At 52.7% G+C, this 16756-nt stretch carries 15 protein-coding genes; 7 read left to right on the top strand and 8 right to left on the bottom strand.

The window, feature by feature from the left end:
* Positions 1-138 precede the first annotated feature (138 nt).
* Complete coding sequence (gene ysgD, locus HEM79_RS22680) at positions 139-195, bottom strand: YsgD/CorL family protein (RefSeq protein ID WP_212723238.1); 57 nt, start codon at positions 193-195, stop codon at positions 139-141.
* A 161-nt stretch (positions 196-356) separates the two neighbouring features.
* On the opposite strand from ysgD, the gene HEM79_RS16185 reads away from it, so the two are divergent.
* A complete protein-coding gene (locus tag HEM79_RS16185; RefSeq protein WP_176242857.1) occupies positions 357-1121 on the top strand; it encodes a phosphodiester glycosidase family protein in 765 nt (254 codons plus the stop codon).
* A gap of 135 nt (positions 1122-1256) precedes the next feature.
* Here the strand turns inward: HEM79_RS16185 and uvrD are convergent, their stop codons facing one another.
* The 6 genes from uvrD to lptM all read right to left on the bottom strand — a co-directional run bounded on the left by uvrD (position 1257) and on the right by lptM (position 6880).
* Positions 1257-3419, bottom strand: coding sequence for a DNA helicase II (gene uvrD / locus HEM79_RS16180; RefSeq protein ID WP_000383446.1), 2163 nt, complete (start codon positions 3417-3419; stop codon positions 1257-1259).
* Between the two features lie 83 nt (positions 3420-3502).
* Positions 3503-4219 carry a 5-amino-6-(5-phospho-D-ribitylamino)uracil phosphatase YigB gene (yigB, locus tag HEM79_RS16175; RefSeq protein ID WP_001213584.1) on the bottom strand — a complete coding sequence of 239 codons (717 nt, stop codon included), beginning with the start codon at positions 4217-4219 and terminating at the stop codon, positions 3503-3505.
* A complete protein-coding gene (gene xerC / locus HEM79_RS16170) occupies positions 4219-5115 on the bottom strand; it encodes a tyrosine recombinase XerC (protein ID WP_016158862.1) in 897 nt (298 codons plus the stop codon). The genes yigB and xerC overlap by 1 nt, the downstream gene beginning before the upstream one ends.
* A complete protein-coding gene (locus tag HEM79_RS16165; RefSeq protein WP_176242856.1) occupies positions 5112-5819 on the bottom strand; it encodes a DUF484 domain-containing protein in 708 nt (235 codons plus the stop codon). The genes xerC and HEM79_RS16165 overlap by 4 nt, the downstream gene beginning before the upstream one ends.
* On the bottom strand, positions 5816-6640 hold the full coding sequence (gene dapF / locus HEM79_RS16160; RefSeq protein ID WP_001160645.1) for a diaminopimelate epimerase: 825 nt from the start codon (positions 6638-6640) through the stop codon (positions 5816-5818). The genes HEM79_RS16165 and dapF overlap by 4 nt, the downstream gene beginning before the upstream one ends.
* A gap of 36 nt (positions 6641-6676) precedes the next feature.
* Positions 6677-6880 carry an LPS translocon maturation chaperone LptM gene (gene lptM / locus HEM79_RS16155; RefSeq protein ID WP_000799886.1) on the bottom strand — a complete coding sequence of 68 codons (204 nt, stop codon included), beginning with the start codon at positions 6878-6880 and terminating at the stop codon, positions 6677-6679.
* Between the two features lie 188 nt (positions 6881-7068).
* Between lptM and HEM79_RS16150 the strand changes: the two genes are divergently transcribed.
* Entirely contained in the window at positions 7069-9096 is a 2028-nt protein-coding gene (locus HEM79_RS16150; RefSeq protein WP_176242870.1) for a hypothetical protein, read from the top strand.
* 47 nt (positions 9097-9143) lie between these two features.
* Positions 9144-9464: an iron donor protein CyaY gene (cyaY, locus tag HEM79_RS16145; protein ID WP_137525742.1), complete on the top strand. Its 321-nt coding sequence runs from the start codon at positions 9144-9146 to the stop codon at positions 9462-9464.
* Between the two features lie 39 nt (positions 9465-9503).
* Here the strand turns inward: cyaY and cyaA are convergent, their stop codons facing one another.
* Entirely contained in the window at positions 9504-12050 is a 2547-nt protein-coding gene (cyaA, locus tag HEM79_RS16140) for a class I adenylate cyclase (RefSeq protein ID WP_176242855.1), read from the bottom strand.
* Positions 12051-12435: 385 nt separating this feature from the next.
* On the opposite strand from cyaA, the gene hemC reads away from it, so the two are divergent.
* Genes hemC through hemY form a run of 4 tightly spaced genes read left to right on the top strand, consistent with a single transcriptional unit; the run spans position 12436 to position 16510 of the window.
* A complete protein-coding gene (gene hemC / locus HEM79_RS16135; protein WP_032155842.1) occupies positions 12436-13377 on the top strand; it encodes a hydroxymethylbilane synthase in 942 nt (313 codons plus the stop codon).
* Positions 13374-14114, top strand: coding sequence for a uroporphyrinogen-III synthase (hemD, locus tag HEM79_RS16130; protein WP_021549967.1), 741 nt, complete (start codon positions 13374-13376; stop codon positions 14112-14114). Before hemC ends, hemD begins: the two co-directional genes overlap by 4 nt.
* 21 nt (positions 14115-14135) lie before the next feature.
* A complete protein-coding gene (gene hemX / locus HEM79_RS16125; protein WP_021549966.1) occupies positions 14136-15311 on the top strand; it encodes a uroporphyrinogen-III C-methyltransferase in 1176 nt (391 codons plus the stop codon).
* 2 nt (positions 15312-15313) lie between these two features.
* Positions 15314-16510, top strand: coding sequence for a protoheme IX biogenesis protein HemY (hemY, locus tag HEM79_RS16120; protein ID WP_000921807.1), 1197 nt, complete (start codon positions 15314-15316; stop codon positions 16508-16510).
* Positions 16511-16756 lie beyond the last annotated feature (246 nt).

Here is a 16756-nt window from a genome sequence, read left to right as displayed (position 1 = left end):
AATGCTTAAAATATCGGACAGTTCGGTGGGCACACAGAAACAAATTGGGTTTCAGACCATTAAACAGCCTGACTCAGCGCGACGGGAAAAATTGAGGTCGCTGACAACCGCTAAGGCTATCAGCAAAAGGGGATAGCCTTAGGAGTTGATCCTGGATGACAGGATAATGAGCCAGTATCTACTGGGTGTGTCCAAGGCGAATGTCCTCTTAGAGTGATCGTGCGCGCATGTTACGCCAGCAAAATTTTGCCGTCAACACGCAACGGAACACCACAGAACAATAGTTGAACTTCGCGCTTTTTGGTACTCGTCAAGGTCGTTAGCAGGATAAAAAAATCACACATCCAGGACCTATAATGGCGCATCGGCTACTCATTGGTAAAGGAATGATCACCTTGAATCTCAAACGGATTTTTCTCGCCCTCGTCTTACTCCCCTTGTTTGCTGTTGCTGCTGATGACTGCACGCTCTCAGATCCGTCGCTGACAGTGCAGGCGTATACCGTTAACCCTCAGACAGAGCGGGTGAAAATGTACTGGCAAAAAGCCAATGGCGAAGCGTGGGGAACGTTACATGCACTGCTGGCGGATATTAATAGCCAGGGGCAAGTTCAGATGGTGATGAACGGCGGCATCTATGATGAAAGCTATGCGCCGCTCGGTTTGTACATCGAAAACGGTCAGCAGAAGGTGGCGCTAAATCTCGCCTCAGGAGAAGGGAACTTCTTTATCCGTCCTGGCGGCGTGTTTTATGTCGCGGGAGATAAAGCCGCTATCGTTCCGCTGCAGGCATTTAAAGCCAGTAAAGAGATTCAGTTCGCAGTGCAGTCAGGGCCAATGTTGTTAGAAAACGGCGTAATTAATCCGCGCATTCACCCGAATGTTGCCTCGCGTAAAATTCGTAACGGTGTAGGGATAAATAAACAAGGGAACGCTGTGTTTTTGTTGAGCCAGCAGGCGACAAATTTTTATGATTTTGCCTGCTATGCCAAAGCAAAACTGGACGTCGAGCAGCTGCTTTATCTTGATGGCACGATCTCGCATATGTATATGAAAGGCGGAGCAATCCCGTGGCAACGCTATCCTTTTGTTACCATGATTTCCGTCGAGCAGAAAAGTTAGAATGATCGTTTTGTGTCAGATACTGAATATAGTGCTGATGCCGGATGCGGCGTAAACGCCTTATCCGGCCACAATTTATTGAATCTGCATGATTTTGTAGGCCGGATAAGGTGCACAGCACCGCATCCGGCAACGTTACACCGTCTCCAGCCGGGCGTAAGCCGCCACCAGCCATTTGATTCCCTGGCCCTGGAATGCCACCTGCAAACGGCTATGTTCGCCGCTGCCTTCCATATTGACGATAGTGCCTTCACCAAACTTAGCGTGGCGCACGCGCTGGCCGAGTTTGTAGCCGCTGTCGTTCTCGACCATCGGCGTACCCATACGCTGATGGCTGACCGGGCGGCTTACCGTGGCGCGCAGGCGCACCTCTTCCACACACTCTTCCGGCAGCTCACCGATAAAGCGCGATGGGCGATGGTAAACCTCTTTGCCATACAGACGGCGGGTTTCCGCGTAGGTCAGCGTCAGTTTCTGCATCGCGCGGGTTACGCCAACGTAGGCCAGACGGCGTTCTTCTTCCAGACGCCCGCCTTCATCCAGCGACATCTGGCTTGGGAACATGCCCTCTTCCATACCAACGATAAACACCTGCGGAAACTCCAGACCTTTCGCCGAGTGTAGCGTCATCAACTGCACCGCATCCTGCCAGGTATCCGCCTGCCCTTCGCCCGCTTCCAGCGCCGCATGGGAGAGGAATGCCTGCAGCGGCATTAAATCTTCGTCTTCTTCGTTGTAGCTGAACTGGCGCGTTGCCGTCACCAGTTCCTCTAAGTTTTCGATACGCGTCTGGCCTTTTTCGCCCTTCTCCTGCTCGTACATGGTGCGCAGGCCGGAGTCTTTAATTACCCGGTCAGTCTGTACATGCAGCGGCATATCGGCAGTTTCTTGCGCTAAGGCGTCGATCAGTTCCATAAACCGCTGCAAGGCGCTGGCAGCACGACCAGCGAGAGCTTTTTCCTGCAACAGTTCACGACATGCCTGCCAGAGTGTTAACTGGCGATCGCGCGATGTCTGACGTACCACGTCCAGCGTCCGGTCACCAATACCCCGCGTTGGCGTATTCACCACACGCTCAAAGGCCGCGTCGTCGTTACGGTTGGCAATCAGGCGTAGATACGAGAGCGCATCTTTGATTTCCTGACGTTCGAAGAAGCGCATCCCGCCGTAAATACGGTACGGCATACTGGCCTGCAATAAGGCTTCTTCCAGTACACGCGACTGGGCGTTGCTACGGTAGAGGATAGCGCACTCAGCGAGCGCCCCGCCGTTGTCCTGCCAGGTTTTGATGCGGTTAACCACAAAACGCGCTTCGTCGAGTTCGTTAAAGGCGCAATAGAGGGAAATCGGCTCACCGTCCGCGCCATCGGTCCACAGTTTTTTACCCAGACGCCCGTTATTGTTTTCAATCAGGGCGTTAGCGGCGCTCAGAATATTGCTGGTAGAGCGGTAGTTTTGCTCCAGACGAATAGTTTCGGCACCGGGGAAATCATTAAGGAAACGCTGAATATTCTCCACCTGCGCCCCGCGCCAGCCGTAGATTGACTGGTCGTCATCACCGACGATCATCACTTTGCCGGTGTCGCCCGCCAGCAGGCGGATCCACGCGTACTGAATGTTGTTGGTATCCTGGAATTCGTCCACCAGGATGTTGGTAAAACGTTCGCGGTAGTGTTGCAGAATATGCGGCTTGTTAAGCCACAGTTCGTGGGCGCGCAGCAGCAGCTCGGCAAAGTCCACCAGCCCTGCGCGGTCGCACGCTTCCTGATAGGCCTGATAAACCTTCTGCCAGGTTTGTTCAACCGGGTTGCCATAGCTTTGAATATGGTGCGGACGCAGCCCTTCATCTTTCTGGCTGTTGATGTACCACATTGCCTGACGTGGCGGCCACTGCTTCTCGTCGAGGTTCATCGCCTTGATCAGACGTTTAAGCAAGCGCAGTTGATCTTCGCTATCGAGGATCTGGAAATCCTGCGGCAGGTTGGCGTCCATATGGTGCGCACGCAGCAGGCGGTGCGCCAGCCCGTGAAAGGTGCCGACCCACATGCCGCCCTGACTGGTGCCCATCAGTTGCCCGATACGATGGCGCATCTCCGCCGCCGCTTTGTTGGTAAAGGTCACCGCCATAATCGAGTACGGTGAGCAGTTTTCCACGCTCATCAGCCAGGCGATACGATGCACCAGTACACGCGTCTTACCACTGCCCGCGCCCGCCAGCACCAGAAGATTGCTGCGTGGCGCGGCCACCGCTTCGCGCTGTTTGTCATTAAGGCTTTCGAGCAGGTAAGAAACGTCCATTGGCACCGCCGCGTAAAAATAGGTTGGGCGGAGAAGCGCAACGCCCTCCGCCAAAAAGCTGGGTATATATACAGATTTACTGATTATATCAGCGAGGTCAGAGATGCCAACCGGGAAATTTCCAGATGCGGCAGTAAACGGCTGTCCCAGGTTTGCATCAGATCGCCATTTTCCGGTCTGATCCAACAGGCCTGCATTCCGCTGCGGATCGCCCCACCCACGTCGGTGGTAAGATCGTCACCTACATGTAAGATCTCGCCGATCGGCACATTGAGTTTTTCTGCCGCCAGAAAGTACATATCGCTGAACGGCTTCGAGCGTCCGTGTGGGCCAGCGCGCAGCACAAACTCAAAGTAGTCGCCCAAACCAAACAGTTCCGGCTGTGCGTTACCGTTGGTGATCGCCACCAGCGGCCATTTCTTCGCCAGCTGTTTTAAGGTGTCGTGCGTTTGCTGCGGAACATCGATCCGACTGCGCCATTTGGCAAAGTTGATCATCGCCGCGTGTGCACCTGCGCTGGCTTCTTCCGCGCTCAGCCCGGCGTCAAGCATCGCTTGTTCAATCGAGCGAAAACGCCAGCGCGTCACGTCGTGATAAATCTCGGGTTCCGCTTCCCGTACCGCCTGGCGCAGGCGTTGCAGATCTTCATTCTGGAAGCTGCGCAGCGCCGGATGATAATTTTGCACAAAAGTCAGCGCCTCCCGCTCGGTGCGCAAAATCACCGGACGGTTGTCGTAAAGGGTATCATCCAGGTCAAAGGTGAGCGCCGAGATGCGCCCCAAAGGCCGGTAAAAACGCATTATTTCCCCCGTTTGGCGCGTGGATGCGCCGCATCGTACACCGAGGCAAGGTGTTGAAAATCAAGATGAGTATAGATTTGCGTAGTGGAGAGATTGGCATGACCCAACAGCTCTTGCACACCACGCAGATCGCCGCTCGACTCCAGCATATGCGTAGCGAATGAGTGGCGTAATTTATGCGGGTGAACGTGATTATTCAGCCCCTGTTTGATGCCCCATTCTGCAAAGCGTTTTTGTACGTTACGCGCAGAGATGCGTTTGCCCAGTTTCGACAGGAAAAGTGCGTCGTCTTCGCTGCCAAACAGGTCGCGTAAATCAAGCCAGTGCTCAATCCACGCCACGGCGTTACGACCAATCGGCAGGCGGCGCTCTTTGCTGCCTTTTCCCATCACCCACACTTCGCCGGACTCCAGGTCGAGATGTTTGATATCCAGCCCCACCAGTTCGGAAAGACGCAGCCCCGCGCCGTACATCACTTCCAGCATTGCCCGATCGCGTACAGCGAGGGGATCGTTAATATCAATATCCAGCAGCCGATTCATATCATCAACGTCGATATTTTTCGGCAGATGACGCGGCGCTTTCGGTGCCGAAACACCTTTCGCCGGGTTGGCTTTGAGTTCGTTCTGGCTAACCAGCCAGTCAAAAAAGCTACGTAGCGCAGAAAGCCGTAACGCGAGGCTTGCCGCTCCCAACCCTTTACGACGACTGCGTACAGCAAAATTACGCACCATCGTCACATCACATTGTTGCCAGCTTTGCAGACCGTTTTCGCTGGCAAAATTGATGATCGCCTCAAGCTGGCGCTGGTAGTTAACCAGGGTAATCGGGCTAAGCTGACGCTCCACGCTCAAATAACGTAGGTAGCGTTCCACATCGGTATGTAAATCGGTCATACGCGTTCAATCCAACGCTCCAGAAGCTCCGGCATCATCAGCGCAATTTCATGGAGTAACTGCGTTCCCTGCCCTTGTTGATAGTGACTGGCATCGCGGCTGGTGAACAGCACCACACCAAGATCAGCATCACTTCCCAGCATCGACATCGCCACCGATCCCACCGCTTTCGCTTCCGGCAACACCACCAGCAGTTCAGGCCCGTTAAGCGGCCCCAGATAATGCTGTTCCTGCCCCAGACGCTGAATACGCAGAGGTTCGAAAGCCTGACGGCTTAATGCCAGATGGGTATGGTTCGACGGCGCGCCTAAACGCCAGCGATCCGGGAACAGGCGCAGACTCGCACCCGCCAGACCAAGATCGCGTGCCCAGCGGTGAAAGCGCATTAGCATATCGTCGAGGCTGCTGGCGGCAGTAAGAATGCGCTGCAAATAGAGTAAGCGATAAAACAGGCCTTCGTTGGCGATAGCCTGTTCCATCAACAGCGCCATGTTCTCTTCCAGAACATGAATATGGTTACGCGCGCGAGCCATATGCCATTCGACGAGCGAAACGGTGCCACGTACCGGATGCGGCACTCGAATTGCCTCTACTGCGTGCGCATTGCGGATAAAAAACTCAGGATTTTTAATCAGGTAATCGACAACCGCCCGGTCATCAAGCTCCGTGAGTGTTTCCTGTAGTTCTTCCCCTGGTTGCTTCATAGATGAATAAATCCGTCGTAAACATGTACTGCCGGACCCGTCATATATAACGGATGACCCGGACCTTTCCAGGCAATATCAAGGCGACCGCCAGGGAGTTCCACACGAACTTCTTCGGCCAGCAAACCTTGCTGAATCCCTACCGCTACCGCCGCACACGCGCCGCTGCCGCAGGCCTGGGTTTCACCTGCCCCACGCTCATAAACGCGTAAACGAATATGCTCGCGCTTAACCACTTGCATGAAACCGATGTTGGCGCGCTCCGGGAAACGTTCGTGGCTTTCCAGAACTGGCCCCAGTGTTTCTACCGCCGCAGTATCGACATCATCGACCTGAATCACGCAGTGCGGATTTCCCATCGACACTACGCCGCATAAGATTGTCTGCTCGGCGGCGCGCATGATATAGGTCTTTTCCGCTTTGTTGGCGCGAAACGGCACGGCGGAAGGTTCGAAATTTGGTTCGCCCATATTTACCCGTACCAGATCGTCATCGGTGACGGTCAGTACCATCCGACCATTGGCAGTACTGACGCGAATATCGCGCTTATTTGTCAGCCCTTTCAGGCGTACAAAGCGGGCAAAGCAGCGTGCGCCGTTGCCGCACTGCGCCACTTCACTACCGTCAGCATTGAAAATGCGATAGTGGAAATCCAGTTCTGGATCGTACGGCGGCTCAACCACCAGTAGCTGGTCAAAACCCACACCCAGGTGCCGATCCGCCAGGCGACGAATCAGATCCGGTGAAAAAAAGACATTCTGCGTTACCGCGTCGACGACCATAAAATCGTTGCCAAGGCCATGCATTTTCGAGAACTGCATTATCTACTCCATTCACGCGGGTACAGAAACTGACTTTTAGTAATTCACCTGAGATGGGCCATCGCCAGTGGCGCGGTCGTTTTTATCCGGCAACGTGGATTGTGTTTGCGTATCTACCGGTTTGGTCGGCGGTGGCGCGTTTTTATCTGCGGGCGGGAAATAGAGCGGACCTTTCAGACCGCAGCCCGTCAGGCTGAAAAGAGTAAGTAATACAGTGAGTGCCTTAAACACGTTTTTCATTATGGATTGCCTGTAAAGTTCATCGCTTTCTGCTTTCTATCATCGCAGGAGAAGACGTAAAAGCAAGCGTTTAGCGACTCTTTATGAAGTCTGAAAAGTGAGGAATTGCTGCGAGTATAACGCTTACAAGAGAGGATTTATGTTTTGCTGGTAGTTTCGTGATCGACACCTCGCGCCAGGATGGCTTTATGCTCTATCGCAATATGGTTTGTTTGTTGTCTTGTTCGTTGTTTTTATCGTCGGCATGGGGATGTCGGCTTGATGAGCCTGAACATAATATTTACCAGCAACAGGGAAAAGGCGTGGTGTACCTGCGCCCTTATGAAGCAACAAATCTTTCTCTTCCTGGCGTAAATTACAAAAGGTTGCGTCGGTTACCCAATTTATTAATAGACCCGACAACACTGGACGAATGGGATAAAGAACCGCCTCTGACCGATCTGACAACCGACTACCTCTATGAAGGCGCACAGGCCTGGTATCCTCATTACTCCTGGCATAGCGATGGTCGCTATATCCTCTATGCGGGTGAAGTTGTGAAAAACCCTCCCGGCACACCTCCCGTCGATGTCGCCTCATTCAAGGCATGGGGAGATTTTGCAGCAGATAAAAATAGTCTCTATTTCGAAGGCAAGCGCACCGATGACAATGGTGGAGAAAATAGTTTAGATATTAAAACGCTGCATCAGGTGAAATTCCGTTCCCCCTGGAAACCTGACTTTCTGGGGCTGATATTACGTGACGCTAATTTCTTATATGTCGATGGGCATCGCCTCGTAGATCCCGATAGTTTCCATGTGCTGGCGCAAAAGCCCTGGGATCAGCGAGGAAAGTTCTCCACCGCGTTTAACCCCTGCGTTGCTGTGCCGTTTGGCCCCTGGGATACGCTGGCCCGTACACACAAAAAAATTATGATCAACGGCGAGCAGCTTGATGCCGACCCAGAGACATTCACTGTCGTGCGCTGGATGCCCGGTTCGTTATTAACCTGGCGTGATAAAAACGGGCTGCAGCGTAAAGTGCTGAATCAGGGAAATCTGGACAAAGATAGAGCAAATAGCTGCGCAGCGTTCCATTTACAGGAACACTTTGTGTCATGGCGCAAAGGGCCAGAATGCCAGCAAGAAGTCCTGGCCGGCCTCGATCCAGAACAATTTCACCCTCTTAGTAATACCGTCGCGCAATATCAGGACAAGCTGTACACCATCAAAAAAAAGGAATTTGGCGAAAATAGGCTGGATATCGTCACGCTGGATAATCCTGGTTTGGTGATAGATAAACGCTTTAACGCGGGAAGAACTCACGGCTATTTATTGACCAAATTACCAGCTGATGGCGAAGAAGAAGATGGCCTCCAGGTATTCGAGTCTTCCGGGCCGCTTATCCTGATGGATTATCGTGTTCCCGATGAGCATGAGGCTCACCTTGGCGATAGCCCGCATTATAAGAAATGGTATGCGCACGACGATCGTTATGTTTACGCATTCGATGGCTCGCAGCTGTGGCGCTACCCAACACCCAACACCAAAGCCGTGCGGGTGACATGGAAAACCAAACATTCAGGTTATGGCTACTGGGCAGACTACCGTAGTGGAGAGTTGGACGGCAGACTTCTTGAGGATGGTGCGTTTATTCCAACGGGAATCCCCTATAACTCATCCGTTAACATTGCTCAATATTCTGATGGCGAAAGCTCTTTTCTCGTCGGTGAAACCGATGTTAGCTGGCGTAAGCTTCGCTCTACAGACCAGCAATGGAGTCAATGGGAGAAACTCCCCGATATTGACCCGAAAGCATTTCATCCCATCACCGATCGTGTCGCGCAGTACAAAAATCATCTGTACATTGCGAAATTGTCTCCTTTTGGTGAAGACACCCTGGAAACCCTAACTCTTGACTCTTCTGCACCTTTCCTGAACCAACGAATTAACGCCGGGAAAGACCATGGCTACTTTATGCGCTCTTCCCGGTTACGCGACGATATTCAAGTTTTTGCCATTGATGGGCCATTGAAGACTACCGAACGCTTCGCTTATGACAATCGCTATGTTTATACCTGGATCGGCAGCCAACTTTATCGAACCGCATCGCCCTGTCCGGCAAAAACACGTAATTTGGATCAGAACATGTTTTCATCCAATGATGACATCATCATCTTTAAGACGGAGGAAGAGTGCCGCAAGACACCAGGTATTGGGCAAACTTTGAAGCCCTGACCCCATGCCGCTATACTGCCGCCATCACTTAAAAACAGGATACAACAATGAACGACAGTGAATTTCATCGCCTGACTGATCAACTCTGGCTGACCATTGAAGAACGCCTGGACGACTGGGATGGCGACAGCGATATCGACTGCGAAATCAACGGCGGCGTACTGACCATTACCTTTGAAAATGGCAGCAAAATCATTATCAACCGCCAGGAACCGCTGCACCAGGTATGGCTGGCAACCAAACAGGGCGGCTACCATTTTGATCTGAAAGGCGATGAGTGGATTTGCGATCGCAGCGGCGAAACCTTCTGGGATTTGCTGGAACAGGCGGCAACGCAGCAAGCGGGTGAAACAGTCAGTTTCCGCTAAGATTGCATGCCGGATAAGCCTCGCTTTCCGGCACGCTCATCACGAAAAATACTGCTGTAATAGAGGCGTGTCGTGATCCTGATTGGCAGGCGGCATGTTACCGATAGATTTGGTGCGGAACGGAATCACCTGTTCACGACCATCAACCTTCACAATCTGATAGAACTGCGGCAGGTTGAAGTTGATGAAGCTTGAGCCGTAGGTGAAGCGGTCGTGCGATGACGAGTAGAAGCGACTGACGTCACGCACCAGTTCCTCTTTGCTGCCTTCGCAGTGGTGATACACCTCAACCCGGTTGCTTTCGTCGAGAATGTAGATATTAAAGCCATTCTCGTCTTGCGTTTCTTCGAAGAAGAACTGGATGATCCCTTCACTGGCAAAGCCGTCCACCACCGCCGGTAATTTGACGTGATTGGTTTCAACCTGCACTGACAGGCCGTGCAGTTTGTTATGCGAAATAGCGCCATAAAACTCGATGGCGTTTTCCAGTTTCTGTACCGATACATTCAGGCGTTCGAAGAACAACCCCCAGGTTTGACCAGAAACGCGCAGCGCCTTGAAACGCCCGGTTTCCTGGCGGGTGCTGGAAAGGCGCAGTTCAATACACTCAGAAACCAGTTGCTGCACGCGAGTACGGATTAACCCGCGCAGATGCTGGCTATAACAGAAGACTTCCACGCTATCTGGCGGTGCGGCGTCCTGATGCATTTTGCCGAGAATAGTTTTCAGGGCTTCGATCATCGATTGCTCGCCGTTGAAATGTAGCGTACGCACTTCATTCCACGAGTTGCGATACAACAGATCAACACTACCCACCAGGCATTTTTGCTCTTCGCCAAAACTGAAGACATCCAGCTTACGGAAATCGAAATGTACTACCTGGTTACGAAACGCTGTCGTTGGGTCATATTCCAGGTTGACGATAATCGCCAGATGGCGGATCTCACAGGGGCTGTAGAGCGCCTTCGGCGTCGGCGCAGGTAAACGCAACGGGAAATGGTGCGACACATCAGCCACCATCTCCTGCAACTTAGGCAGATCGACAATGCCGTTGCCTTTAATAAACAGATGCGTCCGTGATGTCAGCAAGCCATTAAACCACGCCCAGGCCACCAGCTTATTCAGATAGCGGTTATATTCCAGCGGCTGATGACTGATGATCGACTCGATTGTCGGCGCACGGTTATACAGATACCAACCTGAACGGTTGGCACGACCCGGCGGCACATAAATAAAGGTCAGGTTTGGCTCGGAAAGATCCGGTGAAATCTGCGGGTTTACCAGCGTCACTTTCCCCGGTAATGCTTCAAACGCAGCGTACAGTTTACGCGTCAGCACGCCGATATCCTGCGGGCTGGCGGAAACGCTAAGGTTATTGCGACGGGCAAAGCGGATCAGATTACGGTAGCTCTGCATCATCGCATCAAGCAACTCGTTGTGCGCTTCACGCACCTGATCAATCTTCCAGTTGGCGCGATTATCAAGCATCGCCAGACGGGCTTCGTCCCATCCCCACTCTTTGACCAGTTGGCTTAATACTTCACGACGCCAGCCTACGCAAGCGCGTTCGCGGCTGAGTTTTTCGCACACTTTTAAATAAAAGCAGCGACGCACTAAATCCAGACGGGTGAAATCTTCAATTGCCGTCAGATATTCAGTAACGCGCTCCAGCATCATGCAGTAAGGATCGAGACCAAATGACACTATCTCGCCATCGTGCAAACGCTGTTTGATATCTTTCGCCAGCAGGCGTGGGTCTGGATATTCCCAGGAATAAGCTTCCAGCAGCAGTGTTTTCAGCACCGCTTTGTACGGAGAATCGATGCTTTTGTAGAGTTGCCAAAGGCTGGCACCAAAGTACTCTTCAGCGGAAAGTGAACTTAAACCACCCAGATCCAGCCATTCATTAGGCGTGAGCACGCCCTGCGCGTAGAGCGTCATTACGTAGTCATCGTAATGCTCCTCTTCGTCGCACGGCACCATATTCCACAGAATACGCTTACCGGCGAGACGCACGGCGGTACGATAAAATTCGTCAAGCAGCAGTATATGCTGGGTAGAGCCACAATCTTCGCCCCCCAGACTACCACTTTCATTATGGCGGAAACGGTTTTCATCAATCAGGAAGAAGCTGACTTCCACGCCCAGCGAGGCGGCCCAACTTTCCAGCAGGCTGCATTTACGTTGTAGTAACTGGCGCTCTTCGCTATCGAGCCAGGATTGATGGCAGACCCAGATATCCAGGTCGGAGGAACAGCTTTGCCCTATAGACGAGGTGCTGCCCATGGTGTATACGCCAGTAATCGGAAGCTCGCCTTTTGGCGGATCCTGTACTGACATTCCACGATACAGTTCCAGTTCGTTCAGGTAGTGGCGTTGGGTTTCATCAGGCGTGTAAAGGCAAATGCCTCTGGGAACATTACCATCAAGGTAACCCGGCATTAGCGGATGGTGATAGTGCAACAATGTCGGCAGCAGACTGTAGACCTGTTGGAATGCAGGCCCCATAGCAGCAAGCGCGCGATCCACGCGCAATTGATTTATGGCATCCAGTCTCTGTTTCAGAGTCTCAATATAGAGGTACAAGACGTATCGCCTGATTTGCTACCCGTCATGTCTGTGATTCCGCCAACATCAACGGAAACACGCGGCATTCGGGATATTTCGTATGTCAAAGGTAACCGTACCACTTTCCGCGCCTGGTTTTTTTAGTTTCACGACGAAAAAATGGTCTAAAACGTGATCAATTTAACACCTTGCCGGTTGACCGTAAAGAAAGATGCGCTACATACAAGTGTAGCACCGTTTATTCTCTGTAAATTCCTTATTACGACGGCTTGAAGCGCCTGTCAGAAACCAGCGCCTGGCTACATTTTACGTTTTGCACAGGCATCGACGTTTCACCACAACACTGACATCGCTCCGGCAAGGATGTTAGGATGGACCATGGATGATAATGACGGTAACAAGCATGTTAGACAATGTTTTAAGAATTGCCACACGCCAAAGCCCACTTGCACTCTGGCAGGCACATTATGTCAAAGACAAATTGCTGGCGAGCCATCCAGGGCTGGTGGTTGAACTGGTGCCGATGGTAACGCGCGGCGATGTGATTCTTGATACGCCGCTGGCGAAGGTTGGCGGAAAAGGCTTATTTGTGAAAGAGCTGGAGGTCGCGCTCCTGGAAAACCGTGCCGATATCGCCGTGCATTCAATGAAAGATGTGCCGGTTGAATTTCCGCAAGGTCTGGGGCTGGTCACCATTTGCGAGCGCGAAGATCCTCGCGATGCCTTTGTTTCCAATAACTATGACAGTCTGGATGCGTTACCCGCAGGCAGCATCGTCGGAACTTCCAGCTTACGCCGCCAGTGCCAACTGGCTGAACGCCGTCCGGATCTCATTATTCGTTCTCTGCGCGGCAATGTCGGTACTCGTCTGAGTAAACTGGATAATGGCGAATACGATGCCATTATTCTTGCCGTAGCTGGCTTAAAACGTTTAGGGCTGGAGTCTCGCATTCGTGCTGCGCTGCCGCCTGAAATTTCTCTTCCGGCAGTAGGACAAGGTGCAGTAGGCATTGAATGCCGCCTTGATGATTCGCGCACCCGCGAGGTACTCGCCGCGCTGAATCACCACGAAACGGCGCTGCGCGTCACCGCCGAACGCGCCATGAATACCCGCCTCGAAGGTGGTTGTCAGGTGCCGATTGGTAGCTATGCCGAACTTATCAATGGCGAAATCTGGCTGCGTGCGCTGGTTGGCGCACCGGACGGTTCGCAGATTATTCGCGGTGAGCGCCGTGGTTCGCCGCAGGATGCCGAGCAAATGGGCATTTCGCTGGCGGAAGAGCTACTGAATAACGGCGCGCGCGAGATCCTCGCCGAAGTCTACAGCGGAGATGCGCCAGCATGAGTATCCTGGTCACCCGCCCATCTCCCGCAGGAGAAGAGTTAGTGAGCCGTCTGCGCGCACTGGGACTGGTGGCCTGGCATTTTCCGCTGATTGAGTTTTCTCCGGGTCGGCAACTGCCACAACTTGCCGACCAGCTGGCGGCACTGAGCGAAGGCGATCTGGTATTTGCCCTTTCGCAACATGCCGTTGCTTTTGCACAGTCACAGCTGCATCAGCAAGGTCTCAAGTGGCCCGCCCTACCCGATTATTTCGCCATTGGTCGCACTACCGCACTGGCGCTGCATACCGTGAGCGGACACGAAGTTCGTTATCCGCAGGATCGGGAAATCAGCGAAGTCTTGCTACAATTACCTGAATTACAAAATATTGCAGGCAAACGTGCGCTAATTTTACGTGGCAACGGCGGTCGTGAGCTGATCGGGGATACCCTGACGGCACGCGGTGCTGAAGTCATTTTTTGCGAATGTTATCAACGATGCGCCATTCATTACGATGGTGCAGAAGAAGCGATGCGCTGGCAGGCTCGCGAAGTGACAACGCTCGTTGTTACCAGCGGTGAAATGCTGCAACAGCTCTGGTCGCTGATTCCACGATGGTATCGTGAGCACTGGTTACTACGCTGTCGACTACTGGTCGTCAGCGAGCGTCTGGCGAAACTCGCCCGGGAACTGGGCTGGCAAGATATTAAGGTCGCCGATAACGCAGACAACGATGCGCTTTTACGGGCATTACAATAACTCTCATAACAGGAAGCCATAATGACGGAACAAGAAAAAACCTCCGCCGTGGTTGAAGAGACCAGGGAGGTCGTGGACACCACGCCACAATCTGTCACAGTAGAAAAAAAGAGTAATAACAGTACTGCTCTAATTTTAAGTGCGGTGGCTATCGCTATTGCTCTGGCTGCAGGTGTCGGTTTGTATGGCTGGGGTAAACAACAGGCCGTCAGTCAGACGGCCACCAGCGATGTTCTGGCTAACCAACTCGCGGCTCTGCAAAAAGCTCAGGAGAGCCAAAAAGCCGAGCTGGAAAGCATCATAAAACAACAGGCTACGCAGTTAGAGCAGGCAAATCGTCAGCAAGAAACGCTGGCCAAAAAGCTGGATGAAGTTCAACAAAAGGTCGCCACTATTTCAGGTAGTGACGCCAAAACCTGGCTGCTGGCGCAGGCTGATTTCCTGGTGAAGCTCGCCGGACGTAAATTGTGGAGCGATCAGGACGTCACTACCGCTGCGGCATTGCTGAAAAGCGCAGACGCCAGTCTGGCGGATATGAATGACCCGAGTCTGATTACCGTTCGCCGGGCAATTACCGATGATATTGCCAGCCTTTCTGCGGTCTCGCAGGTAGATTATGACGGCATCATCCTCAAGCTGAATCAGCTTTCTAATCAGGTTGATAACCTGCGTCTGGCCGATAATGACAGTGACGGTTCGCCGATGGATTCCGATGGTGAAGAGCTTTCCAGCTCCATCAGCGAATGGCGCATCAACCTGCAAAAAAGCTGGCAGAACTTTATGGACAACTTCATTACGATTCGCCGTCGTGATGACACCGCCGTACCGCTGTTAGCACCGAATCAGGATATCTATCTGCGCGAAAATATTCGCTCTCGCCTGCTGGTCGCGGCACAAGCTGTGCCACGTCATCAGCAAGAGACTTACCGCCAGGCGCTGGAGAACGTCTCCACCTGGGTACGTGCTTACTACGATACTGACGATGCCACCACCAAAGCGTTCCTCGACGAGGTGGATCAGTTAAGTCAGCAAAATATCTCGATGGATCTCCCGGAAACCCTGCAAAGCCAGGCAATGCTGGAAAAACTGATGCAGACTCGCGTGCGCAATCTGCTGGCGCAACCAGTAACACCAGTAGCGGAGGCTGCACCTGCACCGCAAGCTGATACATCGGCAGCCGCGCCGCAAGGAGAATAACCATGCTAAAAGTGTTATTGCTCTTTGTGTTGCTAATTGCAGGCATCGTCGTCGGCCCAATGATTGCCGGACACCAGGGTTACGTGCTGATCCAAACGGATAACTACAATATCGAAACCAGCGTCACGGGACTGGCAATCATTTTGATTCTGGCGATGGTGGTGCTGTTTGCTATCGAATGGTTACTGCGACGGATTTTCCGCACAGGCGCACACACTCGCGGTTGGTTTGTCGGCCGTAAGCGTCGCCGCGCGCGTAAACAGACCGAGCAGGCGCTGCTGAAACTAGCGGAAGGCGATTATCAGCAAGTCGAAAAGCTGATGGCGAAAAATGCCGATCATGCTGAGCAACCCGTAGTGAACTATTTGCTGGCTGCCGAAGCCGCGCAACAGCGTGGTGATGAATCGCGCGCCAATCAGCATCTGGAACGCGCGGCGGAACTGGCGGGCAATGATACTATTCCGGTAGAAATCGCCCGCGTTCGCCTGCAACTGGCGCGTAATGAAAACCATGCAGCACGCCACGGCGTGGATAAGTTGTTGGAAGTAACGCCACGCCATCCAGAAGTATTACGTCTGGCTGAACAGGCTTATATCCGCACGGGCGCATGGAGTTCGCTACTGGATATCATCCCATCAATGGCGAAAGCCCACGTTAGCGATGAAGAACACCGCGCAGCACTGGAACAACAGGCATGGATTGGTCTGATGGATCAGGCGCGGGCCGATGACGGTAGTGAAGGCTTGCGTAACTGGTGGAAAAATCAAAGCCGGAAAACGCGTCATCAGGTGGCATTGCAGGTGGCAATGGCGGAACACCTTATTGAGTGTGATGACCATGACACCGCCCAGCAAATCATCATCGACGGCCTGAAACACCAGTATGACGATCGTTTGCTACTGCCGATCCCACGCCTGAAAACCAATAATCCAGAACAACTGGAAAAAGTGCTGCGCCAACAGATCAAAAACGTGGGCGACCGTCCGCTGTTATGGAGCACATTGGGTCAGTCGCTGATGAAGCATGGCGAATGGCAGGAAGCATCCCTCGCCTTCCGCGCGGCGCTGAAACAACGCCCGGACGCTTATGATTATGCATGGCTTGCCGACGTGCTGGACAGACTGCACAAACCGGAAGAAGCCGCCGCAATGCGCCGCGACGGTTTAATGCTAACGTTACAGAATAACCCGCCACAGTAATCCTTTCTCACCTGGAGGCACAGAGCCTCCGGGCCTTTCCTGAAGGGATAAAAAAACGCCTGCTCTTATTACGGAGCAGGCGTTAAAACAGGTCTGTATGACAACAAGTGGGTGCTTCACTCAACGTTGTGTCCATGGTGTCTGATGAGGCAAAAGCGACATCTGTCAGTGGACGATAAGCACCGTAAACGGCTCTGCGTCATTCCGGAGTTTATGAGGCACTAAGGCGAACATAAGAAATGGAAT

Origin of the sequence: Escherichia sp. 93.0816, from assembly GCF_013368855.2 — a bacterium.
Lineage (GTDB): Bacteria > Pseudomonadota > Gammaproteobacteria > Enterobacterales > Enterobacteriaceae > Escherichia > Escherichia ruysiae.
This window is presented reverse-complemented; position numbering and strand designations above follow the sequence as displayed.

What these genes read in the sequence shown, in the direction of transcription:
- uvrD (WP_000383446.1), bottom strand. Translation starts at nt 3,419, where the DNA reads ATGGACGTTTCTTACCTGCTCGAAAGCCTTAATGACAAACAGCGCGAA.
- HEM79_RS16165 (WP_176242856.1), bottom strand. Translation starts at nt 5,819, where the DNA reads ATGAAGCAACCAGGGGAAGAACTACAGGAAACACTCACGGAGCTTGAT.
- HEM79_RS16185 (WP_176242857.1), top strand. Translation starts at nt 357, where the DNA reads ATGGCGCATCGGCTACTCATTGGTAAAGGAATGATCACCTTGAATCTC.
- hemC (WP_032155842.1), top strand. Translation starts at nt 12,436, where the DNA reads ATGTTAGACAATGTTTTAAGAATTGCCACACGCCAAAGCCCACTTGCA.
- hemX (WP_021549966.1), top strand. Translation starts at nt 14,136, where the DNA reads ATGACGGAACAAGAAAAAACCTCCGCCGTGGTTGAAGAGACCAGGGAG.
- hemD (WP_021549967.1), top strand. Translation starts at nt 13,374, where the DNA reads ATGAGTATCCTGGTCACCCGCCCATCTCCCGCAGGAGAAGAGTTAGTG.
- lptM (WP_000799886.1), bottom strand. Translation starts at nt 6,880, where the DNA reads ATGAAAAACGTGTTTAAGGCACTCACTGTATTACTTACTCTTTTCAGC.
- hemY (WP_000921807.1), top strand. Translation starts at nt 15,314, where the DNA reads ATGCTAAAAGTGTTATTGCTCTTTGTGTTGCTAATTGCAGGCATCGTC.
- cyaY (WP_137525742.1), top strand. Translation starts at nt 9,144, where the DNA reads ATGAACGACAGTGAATTTCATCGCCTGACTGATCAACTCTGGCTGACC.
- xerC (WP_016158862.1), bottom strand. Translation starts at nt 5,115, where the DNA reads ATGACCGATTTACATACCGATGTGGAACGCTACCTACGTTATTTGAGC.
- yigB (WP_001213584.1), bottom strand. Translation starts at nt 4,219, where the DNA reads ATGCGTTTTTACCGGCCTTTGGGGCGCATCTCGGCGCTCACCTTTGAC.
- HEM79_RS16150 (WP_176242870.1), top strand. Translation starts at nt 7,069, where the DNA reads ATGCTCTATCGCAATATGGTTTGTTTGTTGTCTTGTTCGTTGTTTTTA.
- dapF (WP_001160645.1), bottom strand. Translation starts at nt 6,640, where the DNA reads ATGCAGTTCTCGAAAATGCATGGCCTTGGCAACGATTTTATGGTCGTC.